General features: G+C 66.7%; 23 protein-coding genes. 16 read left to right on the forward strand and 7 right to left on the reverse strand.

Annotation, left to right across the window (positions count from 1 at the left end):
• Positions 1–36 precede the first annotated feature (36 nt).
• From D2V04_RS11040 to egtB, 3 genes are read right to left on the reverse strand one after another with little or no spacing between them, the layout of a single operon-like run.
• Complete coding sequence (locus D2V04_RS11040; RefSeq protein WP_228766387.1) at positions 37–738, reverse strand: retropepsin-like aspartic protease family protein; 702 nt, start codon at positions 736–738, stop codon at positions 37–39.
• Positions 739–778: 40 nt separating this feature from the next.
• On the reverse strand, positions 779–1765 hold the full coding sequence (gene egtD, locus D2V04_RS11045; protein ID WP_119513757.1) for an L-histidine N(alpha)-methyltransferase: 987 nt from the start codon (positions 1763–1765) through the stop codon (positions 779–781).
• Entirely contained in the window at positions 1765–3036 is a 1272-nt protein-coding gene (egtB, locus tag D2V04_RS11050; protein ID WP_119513758.1) for an ergothioneine biosynthesis protein EgtB, read from the reverse strand. Before egtB ends, egtD begins: the two co-directional genes overlap by 1 nt.
• Positions 3037–3330: 294 nt before the next feature.
• Here egtB and D2V04_RS11055 point away from each other — a divergent pair, with 294 nt between their 5' ends.
• Positions 3331–4899, forward strand: coding sequence for a DUF1570 domain-containing protein (locus tag D2V04_RS11055; protein ID WP_182849741.1), 1569 nt, complete (start codon positions 3331–3333; stop codon positions 4897–4899).
• Between the two features lie 43 nt (positions 4900–4942).
• On the opposite strand, the gene D2V04_RS11060 is transcribed toward D2V04_RS11055, so the two are convergent.
• Positions 4943–6316 (reverse strand): class II 3-deoxy-7-phosphoheptulonate synthase, encoded by a 1374-nt coding sequence (locus D2V04_RS11060; RefSeq protein WP_119513760.1) that lies wholly within the window; start codon positions 6314–6316, stop codon positions 4943–4945.
• Between the two features lie 103 nt (positions 6317–6419).
• The gene (locus D2V04_RS11065) at positions 6420–9365 is read right to left on the reverse strand and encodes a M16 family metallopeptidase (RefSeq protein ID WP_119513761.1); all 2946 of its coding nucleotides are present in this window, start codon (positions 9363–9365) and stop codon (positions 6420–6422) included.
• An 88-nt stretch (positions 9366–9453) separates the two neighbouring features.
• Between D2V04_RS11065 and D2V04_RS11070 the strand changes: the two genes are divergently transcribed.
• The 12 genes from D2V04_RS11070 to D2V04_RS11125 all read left to right on the forward strand — a co-directional run bounded on the left by D2V04_RS11070 (position 9454) and on the right by D2V04_RS11125 (position 18717).
• On the forward strand, positions 9454–10032 hold the full coding sequence (locus D2V04_RS11070) for a NifU family protein (RefSeq protein WP_119513762.1): 579 nt from the start codon (positions 9454–9456) through the stop codon (positions 10030–10032).
• Positions 10033–10056: 24 nt separating this feature from the next.
• Positions 10057–10665 (forward strand): malonic semialdehyde reductase, encoded by a 609-nt coding sequence (locus tag D2V04_RS11075; RefSeq protein ID WP_119513763.1) that lies wholly within the window; start codon positions 10057–10059, stop codon positions 10663–10665.
• A 117-nt stretch (positions 10666–10782) separates the two neighbouring features.
• Positions 10783–11394: a tRNA (adenosine(37)-N6)-threonylcarbamoyltransferase complex dimerization subunit type 1 TsaB gene (gene tsaB / locus D2V04_RS11080; protein ID WP_119513764.1), complete on the forward strand. Its 612-nt coding sequence runs from the start codon at positions 10783–10785 to the stop codon at positions 11392–11394.
• A complete protein-coding gene (gene rimI, locus D2V04_RS11085) occupies positions 11391–11846 on the forward strand; it encodes a ribosomal protein S18-alanine N-acetyltransferase (protein ID WP_119513765.1) in 456 nt (151 codons plus the stop codon). Before tsaB ends, rimI begins: the two co-directional genes overlap by 4 nt.
• Positions 11847–11998: 152 nt before the next feature.
• Positions 11999–12439 carry a MucR family transcriptional regulator gene (locus D2V04_RS11090; RefSeq protein WP_119513766.1) on the forward strand — a complete coding sequence of 147 codons (441 nt, stop codon included), beginning with the start codon at positions 11999–12001 and terminating at the stop codon, positions 12437–12439.
• Positions 12440–12515: 76 nt separating this feature from the next.
• Complete coding sequence (locus D2V04_RS11095) at positions 12516–12947, forward strand: Fur family transcriptional regulator (RefSeq protein WP_119513767.1); 432 nt, start codon at positions 12516–12518, stop codon at positions 12945–12947.
• Positions 12947–13810 (forward strand): lysophospholipid acyltransferase family protein, encoded by an 864-nt coding sequence (locus D2V04_RS11100; RefSeq protein ID WP_119513768.1) that lies wholly within the window; start codon positions 12947–12949, stop codon positions 13808–13810. Before D2V04_RS11095 ends, D2V04_RS11100 begins: the two co-directional genes overlap by 1 nt.
• A gap of 38 nt (positions 13811–13848) precedes the next feature.
• Entirely contained in the window at positions 13849–15192 is a 1344-nt protein-coding gene (gene miaB / locus D2V04_RS11105; protein ID WP_119513769.1) for a tRNA (N6-isopentenyl adenosine(37)-C2)-methylthiotransferase MiaB, read from the forward strand.
• 117 nt (positions 15193–15309) lie between these two features.
• Complete coding sequence (locus D2V04_RS11110; protein WP_119513770.1) at positions 15310–16338, forward strand: PhoH family protein; 1029 nt, start codon at positions 15310–15312, stop codon at positions 16336–16338.
• Between the two features lie 65 nt (positions 16339–16403).
• Positions 16404–16901 carry an rRNA maturation RNase YbeY gene (gene ybeY, locus D2V04_RS11115; RefSeq protein WP_119513771.1) on the forward strand — a complete coding sequence of 166 codons (498 nt, stop codon included), beginning with the start codon at positions 16404–16406 and terminating at the stop codon, positions 16899–16901.
• Positions 16902–16912: 11 nt separating this feature from the next.
• The gene (locus D2V04_RS11120) at positions 16913–17827 is read left to right on the forward strand and encodes a hemolysin family protein (protein ID WP_119513772.1); all 915 of its coding nucleotides are present in this window, start codon (positions 16913–16915) and stop codon (positions 17825–17827) included.
• Entirely contained in the window at positions 17827–18717 is an 891-nt protein-coding gene (locus D2V04_RS11125; RefSeq protein WP_119513773.1) for a LysR substrate-binding domain-containing protein, read from the forward strand. The genes D2V04_RS11120 and D2V04_RS11125 overlap by 1 nt, the downstream gene beginning before the upstream one ends.
• A 1-nt stretch (position 18718) precedes the next feature.
• On the opposite strand, the gene D2V04_RS11130 is transcribed toward D2V04_RS11125, so the two are convergent.
• Positions 18719–19615, reverse strand: a complete 897-nt coding sequence (locus tag D2V04_RS11130) for an alpha/beta hydrolase family protein (RefSeq protein ID WP_147391816.1) — start codon at positions 19613–19615, stop codon at positions 18719–18721.
• Positions 19616–19632: 17 nt separating this feature from the next.
• A complete protein-coding gene (locus tag D2V04_RS11135) occupies positions 19633–20097 on the reverse strand; it encodes a peptidylprolyl isomerase (RefSeq protein WP_119513775.1) in 465 nt (154 codons plus the stop codon).
• Positions 20098–20202: 105 nt separating this feature from the next.
• On the opposite strand from D2V04_RS11135, the gene mgtE reads away from it, so the two are divergent.
• From mgtE to D2V04_RS11150, 3 genes are all read left to right on the forward strand, one after another.
• Positions 20203–21651, forward strand: coding sequence for a magnesium transporter (gene mgtE, locus D2V04_RS11140; protein ID WP_119513776.1), 1449 nt, complete (start codon positions 20203–20205; stop codon positions 21649–21651).
• Positions 21652–21687: 36 nt separating this feature from the next.
• Positions 21688–22083 (forward strand): DUF1489 family protein, encoded by a 396-nt coding sequence (locus D2V04_RS11145; RefSeq protein ID WP_119513777.1) that lies wholly within the window; start codon positions 21688–21690, stop codon positions 22081–22083.
• A 148-nt stretch (positions 22084–22231) separates the two neighbouring features.
• The gene (locus tag D2V04_RS11150; RefSeq protein WP_119513778.1) at positions 22232–23944 is read left to right on the forward strand and encodes a methyl-accepting chemotaxis protein; all 1713 of its coding nucleotides are present in this window, start codon (positions 22232–22234) and stop codon (positions 23942–23944) included.
• Positions 23945–23955 lie beyond the last annotated feature (11 nt).

A 23955-nucleotide genomic window follows, 5' to 3' on the forward strand; every position in this document is an offset into this window, starting at 1 on the left:
CGGGCATCAATGACTGGGGGAGCGAGACCGCTCCTGTCAGCCCGCCGGCGCCTGTGGGTGATGGGGAACGAGGATCAGGGTGTTGTCCTCCACGCGCCACGACTGGAGGCGCGAGAGGAGGTTCATCCCGATCACGCTGGTTTCGCCCAGGTTCGGGGCGATCACCGCGTCGAGCCCGCGAGCGGCGACGTTGCCGAAGCGTAACTCACCGATCGTCGTGATGTCGGCCGAGATCGTGCCATTGGCGGTATTGAGCCGCACGGGAATACCACCGGTGCGCGGCTCGAGCCCGACGCGGTCCGCGACTTGCGTGGATACCGCCGTCAATGTTGCGCCGGTATCCACCATGAAGGCGACCGGCTCCCCATTCACCTCGGCGCGAAGCCAGAAATGGCCGTCGGGCGCGAGGGGAATGCGGGTCTCACCGCCTTCCACGACCTGCTCGGGCAGGCCGATCTGCGGCACCGCAAGTTCGATCCGCGGATCGAAGCGCGAGAGCTGGAGCACGAGAACGACGAGGATGCCGGCCAGCACCAGCGTGCTCACGCGCCGGATGAACAGGCCGAACGGCACGTCGCGCCGTGCTAGGATCGAACCGGCCCAGCCGGCAAGGAGCGCCGCGACGGTCGCCAGCAGGAGGCCGGAACGCGGGATTTCCGCGATCACTCCGGCGACGGCGTTGTAGAGGGCATCGAGATCCACGTTGCGGATATAGGCGTTCGCGGCGTCGGGTTCCATGCCGAACGTCGGGCGCGATGCCGAAGCAGATCTCCCCGGCTTAGGGTGCGCTGCGCGGGATGGTCGCTTCTGCGAGGATCAGCGAGAAACGCTCGCTACTGTCGGTCCAGCGGGATACCGGCGTCCATTCCCCCGCCAGCAGCAAGGTGTTGGCGCTGCGGCGGGAGAACTTGTGACTATTTTCCGTATGGATCGTCTCCCCTTTCTTAAGCGAGAACCTCTCGCCCGCGACCTCGAACGCCAGGTCGCGCCGTGCCTTCAGGTGCATCTCGATCCGGGCGAAGCCGTCGTTCCAGTGTGCCACATGGCGCAGGTCGTCGACCGGGATCGTGCCGCCCAGTTCGCGGTTGATCCGCCGTGCGAGATTGAGGTTGAACTCCGCCGTCACGCCGGCGGCATCGTCGTAAGCAGCTTCGAGCACCGCCGGATCCTTGATCAGGTCCATTCCGATCAGCAGCTTCGCGCCGGTCCCCAGCGTGGCCCGCATGGTGCGCAGGAGATCGACCGCGGTGCGCGGAACCATGTTGCCGATCGTCGAGCCGGGAAAGAAACCGAGTTTGGGCATCCCCTCCACCGCTTCGGGCAGGGCGACCTTGCGCATGAAGTCGGCTTCCACCGGGTACACTGGCAGGCCGGGGAACTTGGCCGCCAGTTCGTCCGCGGCCATGCGCAGGAAGTCGCCCGCGATGTCGAGCGGCACATATGCGGCAGGCTCGATCGCACGCAGCAGCAGCGGCGTCTTGACCGAACTGCCACTGCCGAATTCGACGACCGCGCGGCCAGGGCCGACCATATTCGCGAACTCCCCGCCCCGTTCGGTCAGGATCTCCGTCTCGGCGCGGGTCGGATAGTATTCCTCGAGCTGCGTGATGTCCTCGAACAACTGCGAGCCCGCATCGTCATAGAGCCAGCGCGCGGGCACCGCCTTCTGCGGCTGCCGCAACCCTGCGAGGACGTCGGCGCGGAACGCCCGGTCGACCCCGTCCCCGTCGAACTCGACGAGTGTCATCCCCTCGTTTGCGGCCATCAAATATCCCTTGCGAGCCGCAGGCCGGTGAACTGCCAGCGCTGATGCGGGTAGAAGAAGTTGCGGTAGCTGGCGCGGGAATGGCCGCGCACGGTGGCACAGCTCGCGCCTTTCAGCACGAATTGGCCGCTCATGAACTTGCCGTTGTATTCGCCGACCGCGCCTGCCGCCGGCGCGAACCGGGGATAGGGCAAATAGGCCGAGCGGGTGAACTGCCAGCAGTCGCCGAACAGCCCAGCGCCGCCCGTGGGCAGCGGCGGGCTGGCGCCATCGAGCTGGTTGCCGCCGGCGGGATTATGCGCTGGTGCATCACCCTCGTGCTGTCCGCGCGCGATCGCTTCCCACTCGAATTCGGTCGGCAGCCGCGCGCCGGCCCAGGTCGCGAAGGCGTCTGCCTCGTAGTAGGAGATGTGGGTGACCGGCGCCTCCGGATCGCGCGGCTGCCAGCCGGCGTGGGTGAATTGCTCCCCCTCCCGCCAGTAGAGCGGCGCCTCCACGCCATGCCGAGTGACCCAGGCCCACCCGTCGGACAGCCACAAGCGCGCCTCGCGGTAGCCGCCGTCGGCAATGAACTCGTCCCATTCGCGGTTGGTGACGAGGCGACGCGAGAGCGCAAAGGGCTCGAGCAGCACGCGGTGTCGCGGCCCCTCATTGTCGAATGCGAAGGCCTCGCCATCCTGGCCGATCATCGCGATCCCTCCGGGGTGGCTATGCCAGCCCTGCTGCCCGAGGTCCCCGCCTTCGCCGGGATTCACGCTATCATTGCCCTCCCACATCGCCGGGCCGAGGGGATTCTGGAACAGCGCGTGCTTGATGTCGGTCAGCAGCAGCTCCTGATGCTGCTGCTCATGCGCGATGCCGAGCGCGATCAGGGGGGCACATTCGGGATCGCCGAGCAGGCCTTCCATCGCCGCATCGACATGCGCGCGCCAGTCCAGCACTTCGGCCAGGGTGGGCCGCGAAAGCATTCCGCGGCGGCCGCGAGCCACCCGCTCGCCCTCAGCCTCGTAGTAGGAGTTGAACAGGTACGGCCAGTCCTCGCGATAGAGCCGGTAATCCGAGCCCCGGTCCCGCAGCAGAAAGGTCTCCCAGAACCAGGTCGTGTGCGCGAGGTGCCACTTGGCCGGCGAGGCGTCTTCCATCGACTGAATCGTCGCATCGGCATCCGACAGCGGCGCAGCGAGCCCTTCGCTCAGCGCACGCGTGCGGCGGAACGCGTCGACCAGGCTCGGTACATCCTCCGCTCGACCGGCTGCTTCGGGCTGGGGCACGGAACTCTCCTGTCGCTACCAGTCCGTAGCAATGATGGCGCATATGGCTGGCGAAGGAAAGGGCCGGCATGGCAGCGATCGCAGCGGATGCGGGAAACCTGGCATGAACCCGGATATGCACTCCACCGAGGTTCAAAGGAGGGGAGCGTTACAACCTAATTGGTTCCCGGTGACCAATCTGAGCACCAACGCAGCCTCCGCCCACTCGCGAAAATCTCGGCCTCCATGGACCATGGGTATTCACCCGCGCGTGCTTTGCCACTATTGTTCCCACGGGGAAAAATGGGGGGATCAATGAGATACCTGGTCGCATTTCTGTTTGCGGTGAGCGCAAGCTCTCCGGTCTTTGCGCATTGGCACGAGGCACAATCGGAACACTTCGTCGTCTATGCCGACGACAGTGCCGACGACGTGAAGAAATTCGCCGAGATGCTCGAGCGATACCATTCGGCCCTGGGTTTCCTGACGCGGCGCGATATTCCTTCACCTAGCCCGTCGAACCGGGTGACGATCTTTGCCGTCGGCAACGAGCGTGACGTGCGCAAGCTCGTCGGAGAGAATGCAAGCAACGTGGCCGGATTCTATATCCCCCGCGCCGGCGGGTCGCGGGCCTTCGTACCGGACGTCCGCGTTTCGCATGGCGACCCGCATTTCTCGTTTATCGTGCTCCTCCACGAATACGCGCACCACTTTCTCATCGGCAGCTCGCGCTACGCAATGCCGAACTGGCTGAGCGAGGGTGCGGCAGAATTCTTCGCGTCGAGCCGATTCCCGCGTGACGGGTCGGTCCAGATCGGGCGCCCGGCGTATCACCGTGCGGCGGAGCTGTATTACGCGGCTGACGTGAGGGTCGAGGAGCTTCTCGATCACGAGCTTTACGAACAGAACCGCGGCAAAGGCTATGACGCATTCTACGGTCGCGCCTGGGCGCTGTACCATTATCTGACCTTCTCGGAGGAACGGGGCGGTCAGTTGGCGGAATACTGGCGCGTGATCGCCGAAGGGACGCCTGCGAGAGCGGCGGCGGAACAGGTCTTCGGGGATCTCGACAAGCTGGAACGCGAACTCGACTCCTACTTGCGGCAGCGACGGATTCACACGTTCAACCTGAAGCCGGAACTGGTCCCGATCGGAACCGTCACCGTACGCCGACTGAGCGAGGGCATGGATGAAGCCATGCCGCTGCGCATCCGCTCGCAGCGCGGGGTATCGCGTGAACAGGCGCTCGAACTGCTGCCGGACGCGCGCAAGGTGGCCGCGCGCTACCCGAACGATGCAGACGTTCTCGCCGTGCTGGCGGAGGCAGAGCACGACGCCGGCAACGATGCAGAAGCGATCGCGGCGGCCGACCGCGCGATCGCTATCGATCCGACCGTGGAGAACGCCTACGTGCAGAAGGGGCTGTCGCTGTTTCGCATTGCCAGCGAGGCCGACGACCCCGACGCTGCCTATGCGGCCGCGATGGTGCCGTTCAGCAAGCTCAACAAGCTCGAGAACGATCATCCGCTACCGCTGATCTATTACTACCGCAGCTTCCTCGAGCGCGGCGAAATGCCGACCGAGACCGCGAAGCACGCGCTCGAACGGGCGGCGGAGCTGGCGCCGTTCGATCGCGACCTGGCCCTGAATGCCGCGATCATGCAGATCAGCGAAGGCAAGATCGGACTCGCCCGCTACAATCTCAAGCCGGTCGCCGCAGATCCGCACGGCGGCGGCATGGCAGACCAGGCCCGCGCTCTGCTGGCGAAGCTCGAGGGCGTCGACGAGGGGACCGCGCTGCTTGGCGGCGAACTATGGAGCGAACCGGAGATTGCCGCGAGCGATACGCCCGCGGAACCCACCGAAGAGACGCTGCGCAACTAGCGCGCCGTGCCTCGCGCGACGGTCATTCCGGCGCGCGCGAGATCTAGGCGGCGTCCGCCTGGCGACCGCCCGCTTCCAGCCGGATCATGTCGGCGAGGAGGAAAGCGAGCTCCAGCGACTGCGCGGCGTTGAGGCGCGGGTCGCAGTGCGTGTGATAGCGGTCGCCCAGCGCCTCGTCGGTGATCGCGATCGCGCCACCGGTGCATTCGGTCACATCCTGCCCGGTCATCTCGATATGGATGCCGCCGGCGTGAGTGCCTTCCGCACGATGGACCGCGAAGAAGCCCTTCACTTCGCTCAGGATGCGGTCGAATGGCCGCGTCTTGAAGCCGCTATCCGACTTCACCACGTTGCCGTGCATCGGATCGCAGCTCCACACCACCGGATGCCCTTCCCGGGTGATCGCGCGGACGAGGCGCGGCAGGCCGGCTTCGACTTTGTCGTGCCCGAAGCGGCTGATCAGCGTGATCCGCCCTGGCTCCCGCGCGGGGTTGAGCGTGTCGAGCAGCGTCAACAGGTCGTCCGGCTCCAGGCTCGGGCCGCACTTGAGGCCGAGCGGGTTGCCGATACCGCGCGCGAATTCGATGTGAGCGCTGCCGGGGAAGCGCGTGCGGTCGCCGATCCAGACCATGTGTGCACTGGTGTCGTACCAGTCGCCGGTCAGCGAATCCTGCCGCGTCATCGCCTGCTCGTACGGCAGCAGCAGCGCCTCGTGGCTGGTGTAGAAGCTTGTCCCCTGGAGCTGCGGCACGGTCGCCGGATCGATCCCGCAGGCTTCCATGAAATCGAGCGCTTCGCCAATGCGATCGGCGGTCTCGGCGAATTTCTGCGCCCACGGGCTGCGGCCCATGAAATCGAGCGTCCACTGGTGCACCTGGCGCAGATTGGCATAACCGCCGCCGGCGAAGGCGCGCAGCAGGTTCAGCGTCGCGGCCGCCTGCGAATAAGCGCGCACCATACGTTGCGGATCGTTGCGGCGGCTTTCCGGGTTGAATTCGATGCCGTTGACGTTGTCGCCGAGGTAGCTCGGCAGCGTGACGCCATCCTTGGTCTCGGTCGGTGCGCTGCGGGGCTTGGCGAACTGACCCGCCATCCGGCCGACCTTCACCACCGGCAGCTTGCCAGCGAACGTCAGCACGACCGCCATTTGCAGCAGCACGCGGAAGGTGTCGCGGATGTTGTTCGGGTGGAACTCGGCGAAGCTTTCGGCGCAGTCGCCGCCCTGGATCAGAAAACCCTCGCCCTGCGCGACGCCGGCGAGCTCAGCCTTGAGCGCGCGCGCCTCCCCCGCGAACACGAGCGGTGGATAGGTGCCAAGCGTGGCCTCCGCATCGGCGAGCGCCTGAGCGTCGTCGTACTGCGGCAGATGCCGCGCTTCCTGCGCCTTCCAGCTATCGGGAGTCCAGTTACGAGCCACGTGCCGATCTTTCCGTATTTGCAAGGCCGTGCATTGAAAGCCAATGCACGGGGCGCCGCAAGGGCAATTAACTTACAGCCGCTATGGTTGCGCTATGCGCCGATCAGCGGCCGGCGGCCGCCGTTTCGGCGGGAGGCGCAGCGCGGACCAGTTCCTGCCCCTGCGGAATGACCGCGAGGCGGAAGCCCGGCCGGGCGGCGAGGTACCGCTGGGCAAGCTGCTGCATCGCCTGCGGAGTGGTCACCGTATAGTCGTTGAGCAGCGAGCGCACCAGTTGCACCCGGCGCGGGTCGCGGCTCGATCCTTCCAGCTGGTACATCCAAAACGTGTTGCCGGTCGAAGCGCGGTTGATCAGTTGGCGCAGCGGCTCGGTCACTCGCGCGAGCTCGTCCTCGCTTGGCGGGTTGGCGACCAGGTCGGCGGCGATCTCGTCCGCCGCGGCGAAAAATGCCGGGACATCCTCCGGCCGGAGCTGTGCGATCGCGGTAAGCCGTCCGCCCTCCTGCAAGTCCACCGGCCAGGTGTTCATCACCTGCGGCGCATAGCTCGCGCCCGCCCGCTCGCGCATGGCGTCGATCAGGCGGTTGCTGAACAAGTTGGCGAGGATCTCGAGCTGGCGCGATTCCGGCAGGCGTTCGACGCCGCCGCCCGTCGGCCAGGCGATGACGGCCGCAGCCTGGTTGGCGTCGCCTCGGTGATGCAGCACCACCGTGTCGGCCGAAGGCGCCGGGAAGTCGGGCGTGCGCGCGGCAACCTCGGCCGGAATCGGCGTGCGCTCTGGAAGGGCGCCGAAAGTCTTGCGCAGCGCCTCCAGCGCGGCGGCACGGTCGAATTCACCGAAGATCGCCACCTCGATCGGGCCTTGCTTGAGCAGCGGTTCCCAGACCTTGCGGAACCCTTCCGGCGTTGCACCCTCGAGCATGGTGAGATCAGGGGTGGCGTAGCGCGGATCCCGATCCCGCAGATAGTATTCGAGGTCGCGGTTGAGCACCGAGCTCGGACTGGTGGAGTAGCTCTCATAGGCGAGCCGCGCGGCAGCCTTGGCACGCAGCACGGGGTTCTCGTCCCAGCGCGGCAGCGCAAGCTTGGCGGCGAACAGATAGAGCTGGTCGGCGAGGTCCGCGTTGCGGGTCTGCGCCGAGAACGTGAAAGTCGAATCCTCCACTCCGAAATCGAAGCCGAGCTTGCGGCCCGTCGAAATCCGGTCGAGCTCTTCCTGACCCAGATCGCCGAGCCCGGATTGAACCAGTGCCGCCTCGCCCAGCGCGCGATAGACCGCATCGGCTTCGTCGAACGCCCGGTGACCGGCGCCGAAGCGCACCCGAACGGCCACGCGGCCGGGTTCGGCGTCGTTGGCCCAGAGAATGGCGGTGACGCCGTTGTCGAGTTCGATCCGCTCGATTCCGAGCAGGCCCAGCGGTCCCTCGCTGACGATCTGACCGGGCTCCCCGATCGCCGGAAGATCCGCGAACGAGATCGGCTCGCCCTCCAGCCGCGCACTCGCATCGGGCGCGACTTCCTTCACCAGCGCTGCCTTGAGCGCCGCCGCATCGGCTTCTCCGGTCGCGGGCGTAACGTAGACCGAGCGCACGACATCGCCCGAGAACAGCGTTCGGGTGTGCTCGAGAACGGCCGCGGGCGTGAACTTGTCCTTCATCCCGCGGAACACGGACAATACCGTTTCGGGTGCGGCCACGGTCTCCCGAATGTCGACCGCGTTGACGATATCGTCGGCCAGCTTCGAGCCCGCCATGACGGCGCGCTGTTCGACCATGCTGGCAAAGGCAACGTCGAACTCGGCCATCTCGCGCGCGATCTCCTCCTGCGTCGGGGGAGACGCGAGCGCGTCGGCGATCACCGCCCGCACGTCGGTCAGCGCGGCTTCCCAGTCTTCGCCGAGGGGCGCCACCGTAACGAATGTCGCATCGGTCGAGCGGCTGACATCGTCCTGCTGAACCTGAGCGTAGAGATACGAACCACCTGCCCGCGCGCGCGCCTCCAGCCGGCGATTGATCAGCGCCTGCGACAGCGAGTCGAGCAGCAACCCCTCGTTGTACACGATCGTATCGTCGACCTTCCGCCACGGACGCATGACTGCATAGGTCAGCGAGCGCGGCATGTCCGGCTCGACCAGGACGGCGGTCTTGCCGACCGGATTCTTGCCGGTCGCGCCGGGCGGCGGCACGGGGTCGCCGAAGTCGGGCGCCTCCACATGGGGGCCCTTGCCCTGCCAGTCGCCGAACCACTGTTCGACGAGTTGCGCCAGCCTCACCGGATCGATGTCGCCCGCGGCGACGATCACGGTGTTCTCCGGCCGGTACCAGCGGTCGTGGAATGCCTGCACGGCCTGCGCGGTGGCGCCCCTCAGCGTCTCCTCGGTGCCGATAGGCATGCGCTCGGCCAGCGGCTGGCCGGCGAACAAGGTCGTGCGTGTCCCTTCGACAACGCGTTCGGCCGCACCGCCACGCTCGCGCTTCTCGGCCAGCACGATCGGCACCTCGGCAGCCAGGTTCTTCTTGTTCAGCACAGGCTCGCGGATCATGCCCGAAAGCAGCTTGAAGCTCTCCTCCAGCGCCTGCGGCGTCGCGTTGGGAAGATCGAGCTTGTAGACCGTGTGCGTCGGCGTGGTTTCGGCATTGGTATCGCTGCCGAACGTCGCTCCGAGCCGCTGCCACGTCGGGATTGCCATGGCCGGGCCGAGGTACTTGCTCTCGCGGAAGCTCAGGTGCTCCATGAGGTGGGCAAAGCCGCGCTCGTCGTCCTGCTCGTGCAGCGATCCCGCGTCGATGCGGATGCGGATCGAGACTTGGCGCGGCGGGACGCCGTTCTTGCGCACGGCGTAGCGCAGGCCATTGTCCATCTCTCCGAACAGCCATTCCTTGTCACGCGGAACGTCGCTCCCGCGATAGATCCACGGCACCTCGTCGCCGGTCTGGAGCGACTCGGGTGCACCTGCGGGCAGAGCCTGCTGCGCCGTTGCGGAAGGCGACAGAAGGGCGAGGGGAAGGAGGAGCGCGAGGCGCCGGACGGCGCGCGGGAGAAGAGTCATGCGCGCGGTTATAGGGAGCCGGGCGATGAAGGGATAGTGAATGCGTGCAGCCCTTGCCCGGCGGGTTCCTCGACCCTACATCGCGGGCATGTTCATCGAGACCGAAACCACGCCGAACCCCGCGAGCCTGAAGTTCCTGCCCGGGCGGCAGGTCATGCCCTCCGGCACGCGCGAGTTCGCCAGCCCAGAAACGGCCGAAGCGAGCCCGCTGGCGCAGGCGATCTTCGACACCGGCGAGGTCACCAACGTGTTCTTCGGCGGCGATTTCGTGTCGGTTACTGCGGCGCCGGGCGTGGAGTGGTCCTCGCTCAAACCGCAGGTCGTCTCGATCCTGCTCGATCACTTCATCTCCGAAGCACCACTGTTTGCGGGCGGCGACGCCAGCGGCATCGCAGTGCCGGGCGAAAGCGAAATGCTGGTGGAGGAAGACCCGGAAGACGCGGACATCGTGGCGCAGATCAACGACCTGCTCGAAACGCGAGTGCGCCCTGCGGTCGCCGGCGACGGCGGTGATATCCAGTACCGCGGCTTCCGCGACGGTGTCGTCTATCTCCAGCTCCAGGGTGCCTGTTCCGGCTGCCCGAGTTCGACCGCGACGCTCAAGCACGGGATCGAGGGCCTTCTGAAGCACTACGTGCCCGAGGTCGTCGAGGTCCGCGCGGCCTGATTTTCCAACTTCGGTGGAGTTTCGATGACCAAGCAGTTTCACGACAACGTCCTGTCGGCCGACGCGCTCGACCAGCTCTTCCACGAGGCGCGCAGCTATAACGGCTGGCTCGACGAGCCGGTGTCGGACGACCAGATTCGCGCGATCTACGAACTCATGAAGATGGGGCCAACCTCGGCCAACATGCAGCCGGCGCGGATCGTCTGGGCGAAGTCCGCCGAAGCGAAGCAGAAGCTTTCCGATCTCGCTTCGGAAGGAAACAAGAAGAAGATCGAAACCGCGCCGGTCGTCGCCATCATCGGTTACGACATCGATTTCCACGAGCATCTGCCGTGGCTCTTCCCCCACACCGACGCGAAGAGCTGGTTCGACGGGGACGAGGCCGGGCGCGAAACGGGCGCCTTCCGCAATTCCTCGCTGCAGGGGGCCTATCTGATGCTCGCAGCGCGCGCGCTCGGGCTCGACTGCGGGCCGATGTCGGGGTTCGACAACGCGGCGGTTGACAAGGCATTCTTCGCCGACCAGCCGCGCGTGCGCAGCAACTTCATCTGCGGCATCGGCTATGGTGACGCCTCGACGATCTTCGATCGCAGTCCGCGGCCCGACTTCGACAAGTTCAACGTCATCGCCTGATTTCCGGCCGTCAGGCGTCCTCCGCGCTTGACGGCTCCTCCCGTCATTGCAAACCCGCAGCCTGAAGCCGTGCGGACAGGTCGCGCCCGCGGTTAAGGGAAGGGTTGAGCGCGAAACATGCGAACGCTGGCGATCGAATGCGCGACCGAGGCCTGCTCGGTCGCGCTGTTCGAGAACGAGGAACCGGTCGCGCACGATCATCGCGTGCTCGGCCGCGGCCATGCCGAGCGGCTGGTGCCGATGATCGCCGCTCTGCCCGAACGTGGGCGCGCCGACCGCATCCTCGTCTCGCTCGGTCCCGGTAGCTTCACCGGCGTGCGCATCGGCCTCGCAACCGCACGCGCGCTCGGCTACGCTTGGCGCGCGCAGGTCGCCGGCTATCCGACGCTCGCGCTGATCGCGGCCATGATGCAGGCCGAGCATGCCGGGGAGCCGGTCGGCGTCTGCACTACAGGCGGGCACGGCGAATGGTTCGTGCAGCCGTTCGGCCGCGAAGGACTGCCCGAAGCCGATGTCCGCTCGCTACCGCCCGAAGAAGCCGTGCGCGCGATCGGCGCGCCGCTGGTCGGCGGAACCCAGGCCGAAGCGCTCGTGGCCCGGCGCGGAGACGGCCGCGCCCTCCCCCTCCATCCCGACGCGCGCTTCGCTCTGCAGGTCCCCGGCTCCCTCCTGTCCGCCGATCCGCGGCCGATCTACGGCCGGCCACCCGACGCGAGGCCTTCCGCATGAAGGACGATCTCGACCGGATCATGGACGTCATGGACGCCGCGTTCGATCCGGCCTGGGCCGAAGCGTGGAACCGCCGCCAGGTGTCGGATTCGCTGGCCCTGCCGCACACGCACTACCTTCTGGCCGGCCCGGACGGCGAGCCGCTCGCGGAGGAAGGTGACGCAGCCGGTTTCGCGCTGACCCGCTTCGCCCCCGGCGAAGAGGAGCTGTTGCTGATCGGCGTGCGCCCCCACTTGCGCGGCAAAGGCATCGGCCGGGCTCTGCTAGCCCGCGCCTTCACGGAAGCGCGCGGCCGCGGGGCCGAGCGCATGTTCCTGGAAATGCGCGACAATAACCCGGCCGCCTCGCTCTACCGGTCGATGGGCTTCGAGCCGATTGGCCGCCGCAAGGCGTATTATCGGTTGCCGTCGGGGCAGTTTCTCGACGCGATTACGTTCGGGCGCGATTTATAACACGAAGGTCTAAAGCGCCCACGTTTTGATATAGGTTCGCAATTCACGAGTATTGAAATATTTATATTCCTCGTCCATGAAGTGGGCGGTGAGCAATGGCTTGCGATTCATCGAATTTACAACAATGACAAAATGTCGCCTCCGAGGTAATAATGGAACAGCAAGAATTTGACATGACCGAAACGTTAATCACGTTGACGTCGGACATCGTCGCGGCCCACGTAAGCAACAACAACGTGGCTGTCGACGAAGTCCCGATGCTGATCAGTAACGTTTACGGTGCGCTTGCAGGGCTCGGTACCGATACTGCGCAAGAAGAACCAACCCCGGAACCTGCGGTTTCGCTTCGCGCGTCGGTCAAGAAAGACCACATCGTCTGCCTCGACTGCGGCAAGAAGATGAAGATGCTCAAGCGTCACCTGATGACCGAGCACGGCATGACGGTGGACGAGTACCGCCAGCGCTGGAACCTCGGCGCCGACTATCCGATGGTCGCGCCCGATTACGCGGAAACCCGCCGTGATCTCGCCAAGAAGATCGGCCTCGGCCGCAAGCCCGGCCAGAAGCGCGGGCGCCGCAAGAAGGCCGACTGAGCGCGGCACCTCGCGCTTGAGCAGAACGCCCTGCCCCGTTAAGGGTGCGGGGCGTTTCTACTTTTAAGGTGCCCTCTTGTCCCAGCGGATCGATCTCGAGCAACTTTGCGCCGACCGCGGCCTGCGCATCACCGAGCAGCGGCGGGTGATCGCCCGTGTCCTGTCGGAAAGCGAAGATCATCCGGACGTCGAACAGCTTCATCATCGCGCCTCCGCGATCGATCCGAAGATTTCGATTGCCACGGTCTACCGCACCGTGCGCCTGTTCGAGGAAGCGGGCATTCTCGACCGCCACGACTTCGGCGACGGCCGCGCGCGTTACGAAGCCGCACCCGAGGCGCATCACGACCATCTGATCGACGTCGAGAGCGGCAACGTGGTCGAATTCGTCGACCCGGAGCTCGAGGCGCTGCAGAAAGTGATCGCAGAACGGCTCGGCTACCGTCTGGTCGACCACAGGATGGAACTCTACGGCGTCAGGCTCGATCGCGGCGACAAGCCCGACTGATGGACCCCGCGCTGCGTGAGGCCGTGGCGCGCGGGGAAAGTGCGCCGCTGTCCATCGCAGGTCATCTTCGGTTGGCCTTTCGTACTCTTGCGATCGTCCTGCTGCTCGCAGCCTTCCTGCCGCTGCACTTCCTCTATCGCCTCTTCGCCTACGGTTCGCCTTTCCCGATGTGGTTTCTCGGCCTGACCGCGCGGATTGCCGGCGCGCGTGTCGAGAAGATCGGCGTGCCGCTGCGGCGCGACGTATTCTTCATCGCCAACCACGTCTCGTGGCTCGACATCCTCTCGCTCGCGGGGGCGAGCGGCACCGCGTTCGTCGCCAAGCACGAGCTCAGCGAAGTGCCGGCGGTCGGCTGGCTGTGCCGGCTCAATCGCACGGTATTCGTCAAGCGCGAGAACCGGCTTGGCGTGGCAGAGCAGATCAACGCGCTGCGCGAGGCGCTGCAGGACAACTGGTCGGTCACGGTCTTCCCTGAAGGAACCACGACCGACGGCCAGTCGCTCCTTCCGTTCAAGACCAGCATGCTGAGCGTGCTCGAACCGCCGCCGCCGAGCGTGCTCGTCCAGCCGGTGCTGGTCGATTACGGCCCGGTAGCCGAGGAGATCGGCTGGATCGGTGACGAAAGCGGCGTGCACAACGCGCGCCGTATCCTCGCGCGCAAGGGCAGCTTCCGCGTGCGTCTGCATTTCCTCGAGCCGTTCAGCCCCGAGGAGTTCCGCGGCCGCAAGGCGATCGGTGCACGTGCCCGCGCCGCGATCGAGGCGGCGCTGCTGACCACGCTCGGCAAGCCGCTGCGCGAATTCCGGCACGACGTCGTGCCGGTGCGCTACAACGCACCGGCCGATAGCAGACCGGACTCATGAGTTTCAAACCGCGCCCGCGTCCGCTATAGGCGCGCGCCATGCGACAGAGTGCCCCTCCGAAGACCTACCGGGTCAAGAGCTTCGGCTGCCAGATGAACGTCTACGACGGCGAGCGTATGGCCGAGCTACTGGCCGACAAGGGCATCGCGCCTGCCCCCGAGGGGGAGGACGCCGATCTCGTCGTGCTCAACACCTGCCATATCCGCGAGAAGGCGGCGGAGAAGGTCTATTCGGACATCGGCCGGCTGGTGAAGTCGGGCGAACAGGCTGGCAAGAAGCCGCTGATCGCCGTCGCCGGCTGCGTCGCGCAGGCCGAAGGCGAAGAGATCATGGCCCGCGCCCCCGCAGTCTCGATGGTCGTCGGCCCGCAGGCCTATCACCGCCTGCCCGAAATGCTCGACAAGGCCGTGCGCGGCGAGCGAGCGACCGATACGGACATGCCGCCGATCGCCAAGTTCGACGCCCTGCCTCAGCGCCGCAAGAGCCCGCCGGCGGCCTTCCTCACGGTGCAGGAAGGATGCGACAAGTTCTGCACTTACTGCGTCGTGCCTTACACCCGCGGCGCGGAAATCTCGCGTCCTTACAGCGATCTGGTGACCGAGGCGCGCAAACTGGTCGAGGCCGGCGCGCGCGAGATCACGCTGCTCGGCCAGAACGTTTCGGCCTGGTCGGGCGAGGACGATCGTGGCCGCGCGATCGGGCTGGCCGGCCTGATCCGGGACCTCGCCGATATCGATGGGCTGGCCCGCATCCGCTATACCACCAGCCACCCGGCCGACATGGATGACGCGCTGATCGCGGCCCATGGCGAGATCGACAAGCTGATGCCGTTCCTGCACCTGCCGGTGCAGTCGGGCAGCGACCGCGTCCTCAAGGCGATGAACCGCAGCCACACGGCGGAAAGCTACCTCCGCCTGCTCGAGCGTTTCCGGCAGGCACGACCGGACATCGCGCTCTCGGGCGATTTCATCGTCGGCTTCCCGGGCGAGACCGAGGCAGAGTTCGAGGATACCCTCGCGCTCGTCGACGCGGTCGGTTACGCGCAGGCGTTCAGCTTCAAGTATTCCCCCCGCCCCGGTACGCCGGCCGCAACGATGGACGGCCAGATCCCGCGCGAGGTCATGGACGAACGCCTCCAGCGCCTCCAGGCCGCGCTCAACCGCCACCAGCTCGCATTCAATCAGGCCTCGGTGGGCCGGGCCTGCGAAGTGCTGGTGGAACGGAAGGGCAAGCACGCCGGTCAGTGGCTCGGCAAGTCCCCCTGGTTGCAATCGGTCTGGTTCGAAGGTGAGACGGCGATCGGAGACCTGGTCCAGGCCGAGCTCGTCGAAGCCGGCCCCAACTCGCTTGCGGGCAAGCTGCGCGAACCGGCACTTGCCTGATGCGCGCGGCGCCTCGCGCCGTTGCAGTTCGATAACAATCCACCGCCGTGTTCAGGCACCAAGCTTGCCTCCCGCGCGTTGCGTTCTAGATTCGGGCCCGCACCACGAAAGGATTGCATGGGACGCAGACCGAACAGCGCCGATCCGGCCATCTCGCCGCCGCCCAGCCCGCAGCGCGAGATCAGGCGCGCCAGGGCCGAGCTGAGCTTCGACGACCAATCGCTGCTCGTCCCGCTGTTCGGCCAGTTCGACGCGAACCTCGTGCAGGTGGAGAACCGTCTCGGCGTGTTCATCTCGGCGCGCGGTGACAAGGTGTTGATCGAAGGGCCGGAAGACTCGGTCGCCCGTGCGCGCGACGTGCTCCAGGCGATGTACGGCCGGCTCGCGCGCGGGGAAGAGCTCGATTCGGGCGCGATCGAATCGCTGATCGCGATGTCGAACGAGCCGACGCTGGAAGGGATCATCTCGGGAGAGAGCGACGGCCCGCCGGTCATGATCCGCACCCGGCGCAAGACGATCGTGCCGCGTAGTGCCGGGCAGATCCCCTATATGCGCCAGCTCGCCCGCGACGAGCTCATCTTCGCACTCGGCCCGGCGGGTACCGGCAAGACCTACCTCGCCGTCGCGCAGGCGGTGAGCCAGCTCATCACCGGCAGCGTCCAGCGCCTGATCCTCAGCCGCCCTGCGGTCGAGGCAGGGGAGAAGATCGGCTTTCTCCCGGGAGATATGAAAGAGAAGGTCGATCCCTACCTGCGCCCGCTCTACGACGCGCTCTACGACTGCATGCCGCCCGAGCAGGTCGAGCGGCACCTGATCTCCGGCGTGATCGAGGTTGCGCCGATCGCCTTCATGCGCGGCCGGACTCTGGCCGACGCCTTCGTAATCCTCGACGAAGCACAGAACACCACGCGCGAGCAGATGAAGATGTTCCTCACCCGCTTCGGCCAGAACAGCCGGATGGTCGTGTGCGGCGACCCGAAGCAAGTCGACATCCCCGGCGGCGATACGATGAGCGGCCTTGCCGATGCCGTAGGCCGGCTGGAAGGGCTGGAAGGCATCGCCGTCAGCCGCTTCACCTCCGCCGACGTCGTCCGTCACCCCATCGTCGGGCGGATCGTCGAGGCTTACGAGGGCAAACCTGAGTGAGCGCCATCGCCAACCCTTTGCCCATCGCTACTCGGCATCGCCTCAACCAATCGGACCTGACCCATATGGACCTCGACATCGAAATCGACGGCTGGCCGAGTTCCTACGACTGGGCAGACCTCGCCTACCGTGCGACCGAGGCGGCGGAGAAAGTCGCGCCCGAGCTTGCCAACGGGCGGCTGACGGCAAGCGTGCTGTTCACCGTCGACGAGGATGTCCGCACGCTCAACCGCGAGTGGCGCACGAAGGACAAGCCGACCAACGTGCTCTCGTTCCCCATGCTGACGCGCGAGGAACTGCTCGGGCTTACCCCGGAGGGTGGGCCGGAGATGCTCGGCGATCTCGCGCTCGCATGGGAAACGTGCATGCGGGAAGCGGCAGAGAAGGGAATACCGCTGGAGAACCATGCGCTCCATCTGCTGGTCCATGGCCTGCTCCATCTGGCCGGATACGATCACGAGATTTCGGAGCAGGATGCCGAGGCAATGGAGGGCATGGAGATAAAGGCGCTTGCGCTTCTCGGCCTGCCGGACCCATATGGCGATCGAGACAACCAGGAGTGACATCCAGGGCCATGCCCGATTCCGATAACTCTGCCGGAGACGCGGACAGTAGACGCGGGCTTTGGCTCGCCATTCGCAGATTCTTCGACGGCGAAAGTGACCGGTCGCTGCGCGAGCAGCTCGAGGAAGCGATCGACGAGCACGAGGACGAACAGTCCGCCAATGGCGAGGAGTCCGGGCCCGGCGACGACCTTTCGCCGGTCGAACGGCAGATGCTCCGCAACATTCTCCACTTCCGCGAGCATGACGCGGACGACATTGCGGTTCCCCGCGGCGAAATCATCGCGATCGATGCAGCGCGGAGCTGGGACGAACTCGTCTCCAGCTTCTCGGAGAACGGCCACTCGCGCATGCCGGTCTATCGCGACACGCTCGACGACGTGATCGGGATGATCCACATCAAGGACGTGTTTCCTTACCTGGCGCAGGGCAAGCCCCCGCCGGAGGACTGGACCGTGCTGATGCGCCAGCCGCTCTACGTGCCGCAGGCGCGCGGCGCTCTCGACGTGCTCGCGGACATGCGCGCACAGCGCACGCACCTTGCCGTCGTGCTGGACGAGTTCTCGGGCACCGACGGGATCATCACGATCGAGGATCTGGTGGAAGAGATCGTCGGCGATATCGAGGACGAGCACGACGAGATGCCCGAGCAATGGATCGTGCCGATCGGCGAAGGCATGTGGGACTGCGATGCCCGCGCCGAGCTCGAGGACGTGGCCGAGCAGGTCGACCCGCGCCTCGCCGAAGTCGCGGAATCGGTCGACACGCTGGGCGGTCTCGCATTCGTTCTGGCCGAGCGGGTACCGCCGGTGGGCGCGGTCCTGCGGCATCCGAGCGGCTGGTGCATCGAGGTGACCGCAGGCGACGCGACGCACGTCACACGGCTGCGGCTGCATCCGCCCGAGGAAGCACCGGCAGTCGACTGATGGCAAAACCGACCCGTCGCCTGCCGCCCCTGCGTGCGCTTGAGGCATTCATGCGTACCGTTCGTCTCGGCTCTGCCCGCGCGGCGGCCGACGAGATCGGCCTCAGCCCCTCCGCGCTCTCGCGCCGGATCGGCAATCTCGAGGAATTCGTCGGCAAGAAGCTGTTCACCCGCGCGCGGCAAGCGATGCAGCTTACCGACGAGGGACACCATTTTTACGAGGCGGTGAGCCCGCACTTCGAAGCGCTTGCGCGTGCAGTGGAGGGGCAGTCGGAAAACCTCTCGTTGCTGCGCCTCCACCTTGGGGTGCTGCCGCTGTTCGGCAGTCAGCGCCTGTTCCCACGCCTGGCGGAGCTGCGCGAATTGCACCCGCGGTTGCACATCGACATCGACACCGGGCCGCATCTGGAAACGCGCGTCGGCGATACGCTGGATGCGGCGATCATCCTCTCACGGGGTCCCGACAGGTCGCTCCATGCGGTCCGGCTCGACTACAACAAGGTCCATGCGATCTGCCGGGTCGAAGTGGCCGAGGCGCTCGGCGAGAAACCCGATGCGGAGCTGCTCGCGAAACAGACCTTCCTGATCCACACCGAACTGCCGGCCAGCTTCGAGGCCTGGAAACGCGCGCACGGACTCGACGATCTCGAACCCGCCGCGATCGACCATTTCGACTCGGGCCAGTTGATTCTCGAAGCCGCCGCGCAGGGTCTCGGCATCGCGATCATGCACGACGACCACTTCCGCCGCGCGTCCGACCGCCGCCTGACGAGCCTCTACGACGTCGAAGTCGAAAGCCCGTACAGCTACTGGTTCGTGTGCAAGCCCACCGCCCTGGAAGAACGCCCGGTGCGCCTGTTCCACGACTGGCTGGTGAAGGCGGAGCTTTAGATCAGTCTTCCTCGATATGCGTCTTGTGGCGGCAGATGTCTTCCGGCAGCGCGGCGCCGGGATGCGGCTTGTCGGCGGGGCCGCATTCGACCGCGGGCTTGGGAATGGCATTCTCGTGGACTGAATCGAGCGCCTCGGGATCGCCGTAGGCCGCGATCCAGGTGAGGCATTCGGCGAGCTTGCGGACCGAGTGGTCCTTCCATGGAGCACCATTCGGACGGCAATTGACGACCAGCCGGTCCTGCAGGAACACGCTGTTGCCAGTCGGCAGGCCGCGCAGCGCCTCGCCGCGTTCCGAAACGGTGACGCGCCGGCTGCGGGTCGGTTGCTCCGGAGTCGAGAAGCGCGGCGACTGGTTGAAGGCGTAGGACGTGGCGCGCGGCTCGCGCAGGGCCACGTAAGCCGCGATCGCACCGCCGAGCGAGTGGCCGGTCAGCCGGATCGGCACCTCGTCGAGTCCCTGCTCGTCCAGCATCTTGCGATGGGTGGCGTAGGTATCCCACCCGCGATCATTGTGAAGCTCGCCGATATTGCCGAGCACCCAGTCGGCGAGGCTGTCCATCTCGGTGCCGCGAAAAGCGATGACGCGTTCGGCCAGCTTCGGCTCACCGGCCTCGCCGGCCGGCTCGTAACGGTCGTAGACGACGTAGGCGTAGCCCGATTCGAGCTCATGCGGCTCGCCAGCCTGCACGAAGCCGCCCGGCGGATGGGCGAATCCCTCTTCGTCCTTGTAGCTGTTGTTGGCGAGCTGGGCGTATTGCCAGCTCTCCTCCGCCAGTTCGCGCGTGAAACCGCACCAGCCACCCGGCTCGTAGAGACAGGGGCTGCGCGCCTGCGTCAGATCGGTGGCGCAGGCGGAGAGCAGCAACGCTGCCCCCGCCCCGACACAGGCCCGCAAAGCACGGGCCACGGCAATCAGGCGACGGTCGCCTTGACGATCTTGCCCGGCTCGCGCGGCGGCTCGCCCTTGGGCAGCGCATCGATGTGCTCCATGCCGCTCTCGACCTGGCCCCAGACGGTGTACTGGTTGTCGAGGAAGCGCGCGTCGTCGAAGCAGATGAAGAACTGGCTGTTGGCGCTGTCGGGCACCTGGGTGCGCGCCATCGAGCAGGTGCCGCGCACGTGCGGCTCGGAATTGAACTCGGCCTTCAGGTCGGGCTTGTCGCTGCCGCCCATGCCGGTGCCGGTCGGATCGCCGCCCTGCGCCATGAAGCCGGGGATCACGCGGTGGAACACCACGCCGTCGTAGAACCCTTCCTTGGCGAGTTCCGTGATCCGCTCGACATGACCCGGCGCGAGATCGGGCCGCAGCTTGATCACGACGTCGCCACCCTCCCCATTGCCGGTATCGAGTGTGAGGGTGAGCGTCTGGTCGGCCATGGAATCGTGTCTCCTAATTCGTGTCGGCGCCGGTATAGGCACTCGCGGCGCAAAGTCACCCCGGCGCGCGCTTGCTTTTGCGCGCTCGGGCCGTAGAGCGGGCGCATGGCGGACGAGACGCGCGAGGACGAGATCAGGCCGGCAGATCCGCCGCTGGCGGAGGACGGTGCGCGCCCCGACGACCGTGTCGACGACGAGCGCCACGACGAGGAAAACCGGCTGAAACCCGATTACGTCCGCGCCGTGCGCGAGGCGCTGGAGGATGGCGACAAGGGCGCCGTCTACGATCTGGTCGAGCCGCTGCACCCCGCCGACATCGCCGACCTCCTCGAGCTGTTCGAGCGTGACGAACGGCGCGAGCTCGCGGCTGCGATCACCGACCTGATGAGCTCCGAAGTCATTGCCGAGCTCAACGATTACGTCCGCGACGACATGATGGAGGCGCTGCCGGCCGGTGCGGTCGCAGCGATTGCCGAACAGCTCGAGACCGACGACGCCGTCCAGTTGATCGAAGACCTCGGGCCGGAGGAACAGCGCGCCGTCCTCGCCGCGCTCGATGCGGAAAACCGCGCGGCGATCGAAAGCGCGCTCTCCTACCCGGAGGAAACCGCCGGGCGCCTGATGAGCCGCGAGTTCGTGGCCGTGCCCGAGCACATGACCGTCGGCGACCTGATCGATTTCCTCCGCGAGGAACGCGATCTCGCGAACGATTTCTGGGAAGTCTACGTGGTCGACCATGCGCACCATCCGGTCGGCACCTGCGCGCTGAGCTGGATTCTGCGCACCCCGCGCAGCGTCGCACTGACCGACGTGATGAAGCGCGACCAGACCCTGATCCCGGTCACGATGGACCAGGAAGAAGTCGCACTGATGTTCCAGAAGTACGCGCTGATATCGGCCGCCGTGGTCGACGGAAACGGACGGCTGGTCGGCCAGATGACGGTGGACGACGTGGTCCACATCATCTCGGAAGAAGCGGGCGAGGACGTGCTGCTGCTCTCAGGCGCGGGCGACGGCGACATCAACGAGCCGATCCGCGACGCCTATACGGCGCGCGTGCGCTGGCTGATCGCCAATCTCGGCACCGCGCTGGTGGCGAGCCTGATCATCGCCATGTTCGGCGCCGCGATCGAACAGCTCGTCGCACTGGCCATACTCATGCCGATCGTCGCCAGCATCGGCGGCAATGCGGGGACCCAGACGATGGCGGTGACGGTGCGCGCGATCGCGATGAACCAGCTCACCCAAGCCAACACGGGCCGTATCCTGTGGCGCGAGATGCGCGTCGCCCTGCTCAACGGGGCGACGATCGCGGTGCTGATCGGGATCGCGACCGGGATCGTCTTCACGCCCATGCTCGGCGCGGTGATCGCAGCGGCGATGGTGATCAACATCGTCGTGGCCGGCCTCGCCGGAGTGCTCGTCCCAGTGATCTTCGACCGGCTGAAGCAGGACCCGGCCGTGGCGAGTTCGGTCTTCGTCACGATGATCACCGACTCGATGGGCTTCTTCGCCTTCCTCGGCCTTGCGGTGTCGAGCGGGCTGGTCGGCTGAGTTGCGCGAGCGGCCATCGCGCCTATCTCCATTATCATGCCGCTCCACATGACCAAGATCGCCTATCGCTCGAAGAGCCTCGACAGCTTGCGCGAGTGGGTCGAGCGCGGGCCCGAGGCGCACATGACCACCCGCTATCTGCCCAAGCGGCACGAGGAGATGGTCGGCGGCTCGCTTTTCTGGATCATGGACCACGCGCTCGTTGCGCGTAGCGAGATCCTCGGCTTCGAGAAACGCGACGACGACGGGCGCTGGACGATCCGCCTTGCGCCGAAGCTGATCCGGGTCGAGCCGCGCCCCAAGCGGGCGCATCAGGGCTGGCGCTATCTCGCCGATGCCGATGCGCCGCGGGACCTGCCCAAAGGCGAGGAGGCGGGCGACGTGCTGCCGGGCAAGATGATGAACCGGCTGATCCGGCTCGGGCTAGTCTGACCGATTAGTTAACGCCGGCGTCACACTGCGGCAAAGAACGCCGTCCATCCGCCCCGCTCCGGCCGCATCGGCCGGTCGCATAGGGGGACGTCACTTGCTCGAAACCACCGGTCGTTGGCCTGCGGAAGCGGGCCGAAGGCGCCTGCCCATGTTCGATGGTTCGCGCACGCTGTGGGCCCGGGCCGCAGGCACGATTGCAGGGCGCATCCGTCTGTTCGCTCTGTTCTTCGTGGGACTACTGCTGGCGCTCGGCATGGTGCTCGGCGCGGCGTTCTATCAGCTCACGATCCGCAACGACGAGGCCTCGGTCTTCTCCGGGGGATCGCTCGCGGCATCGGAGCTGACCACCGCGATCGCGGAAAGCCGCTACTACTCGTCGCGCTACGCCGTGACCGGCGATGCGAACGAGATCGCCCGCGCGCGCGAAACGCTCGCCAGCGCGCGCCACCGCCTGGGGGAAACGCGCGACGGGGCGGCGGACATCGATCCCGAGAGCATGGAGGCAATCGCCTGGCTCGACGTGCAGGTCGACGGCTTCGAGGCCGAGCTCGACGCGCTGGAAAGCTCGATCGACGCATACGGTCCGTCGCCCAGCGCGGTCGCCCTCGCAGATGCGATCGACGTGAGCGGCGAACTGCTGGCGGGGCAGGCGCGCGCGGTCGAGGCGACGCTCGCCGCACGCACCCGCGACGCGCGCGCGGATCTGACCGACCTCAACCGCACCCTCTCGGCCGTGATCGTCGGCCTGATCGCCGGCTGCGTGATCCTCGCGCTGATCGGTGCGGGCTTCATGGTGCGGCAGGTCGCGGCCGCGATCCGCGAAATCACCGCTTCGATGACCGCACTTGCAGCCGGCGACCAGTCGGTCACCATCCCCGGCACCGCCCGGAGCGACGAGATCGGTGAGATGGCGCGCGCGCTCACGGTGTTCCGGCAGAGCGCCCGCGAACTCGCCAAGCTGCAGGAGGATGCGGCGCGCCGCTCGGAAGAGAAACTCGCCGCACGCGACCGCCAAGCGGCCCTGCTGCGCGACCTCGCGACGCGGTTCGAGCAGACCGTCGGCGAAGTCGTCGGCGGGATCGGCGCCGCGTCCAAGCAGCTCCAGACGACCGCCGGCGACATGGCGCAATCCGCCGAGCAGGCCGCCGCGCACGTGGACCAGGTCGCGGGTTCGATGGACGAGACCAACCGCGGCGTCGCCATGGCCGCGGCAACCGGTGACCAGTTCGCATCCTCGGTCCGCGAGATCGGCGATCAGGCCGCGAGTTCCGCCGAACGCGCGCGCCACTCGCTTGCCTCCGTCGAAGCGATCGACGCGACCACGGGTGAACTGGCGGGCGCCGCGACGCAGATAGGCGAGATCGTGAGCGTGATCGATGCGATCGCCGAGCAGACCAACATCCTCGCGCTCAATGCCACGATCGAGGCGAGCCGGGCCGGCCAGGTCGGCGCCGGGTTCGCGGTCGTCGCCAACGAGATCAAGGAACTCGCCAAGCGGACCCGCGAATCGACCGAGGAGATCGAGGGCCAGATCGCAGCCGTCCAGCGCGCCAGCCACGCCAACATCCTCGCCCTGCGCGGGATCGGCGAGCATGTGCGCAACGTGGAGAGCAACGCCCGAACGATCGCGGAAGCGGTCGACGAGCAGGGCGTCGCCAGCCGCGAGCTAGCGCAGAGCCTCGATCTCGCGGCGAACGGCACGAACCGCGTGCGGGTCAGCATCGATCGGGTGCGCGGCATGGTGCGGACCACCGATCAATCGGCCGAGCAGGTCCTGAGCTCGGCGGACGAGCTGCACCGGCAGGCGGAAACCCTGCGCGGTCAGGTGGAGGACTTCCTCGCCTACGTGCGGCAGACGTAGGACGGTTTGCG

The sequence above is a fragment of the Pelagerythrobacter aerophilus genome (genome assembly GCF_003581645.1).
In the GTDB taxonomy this organism is placed as follows: Bacteria; Pseudomonadota; Alphaproteobacteria; order Sphingomonadales; family Sphingomonadaceae; genus Pelagerythrobacter; species Pelagerythrobacter aerophilus.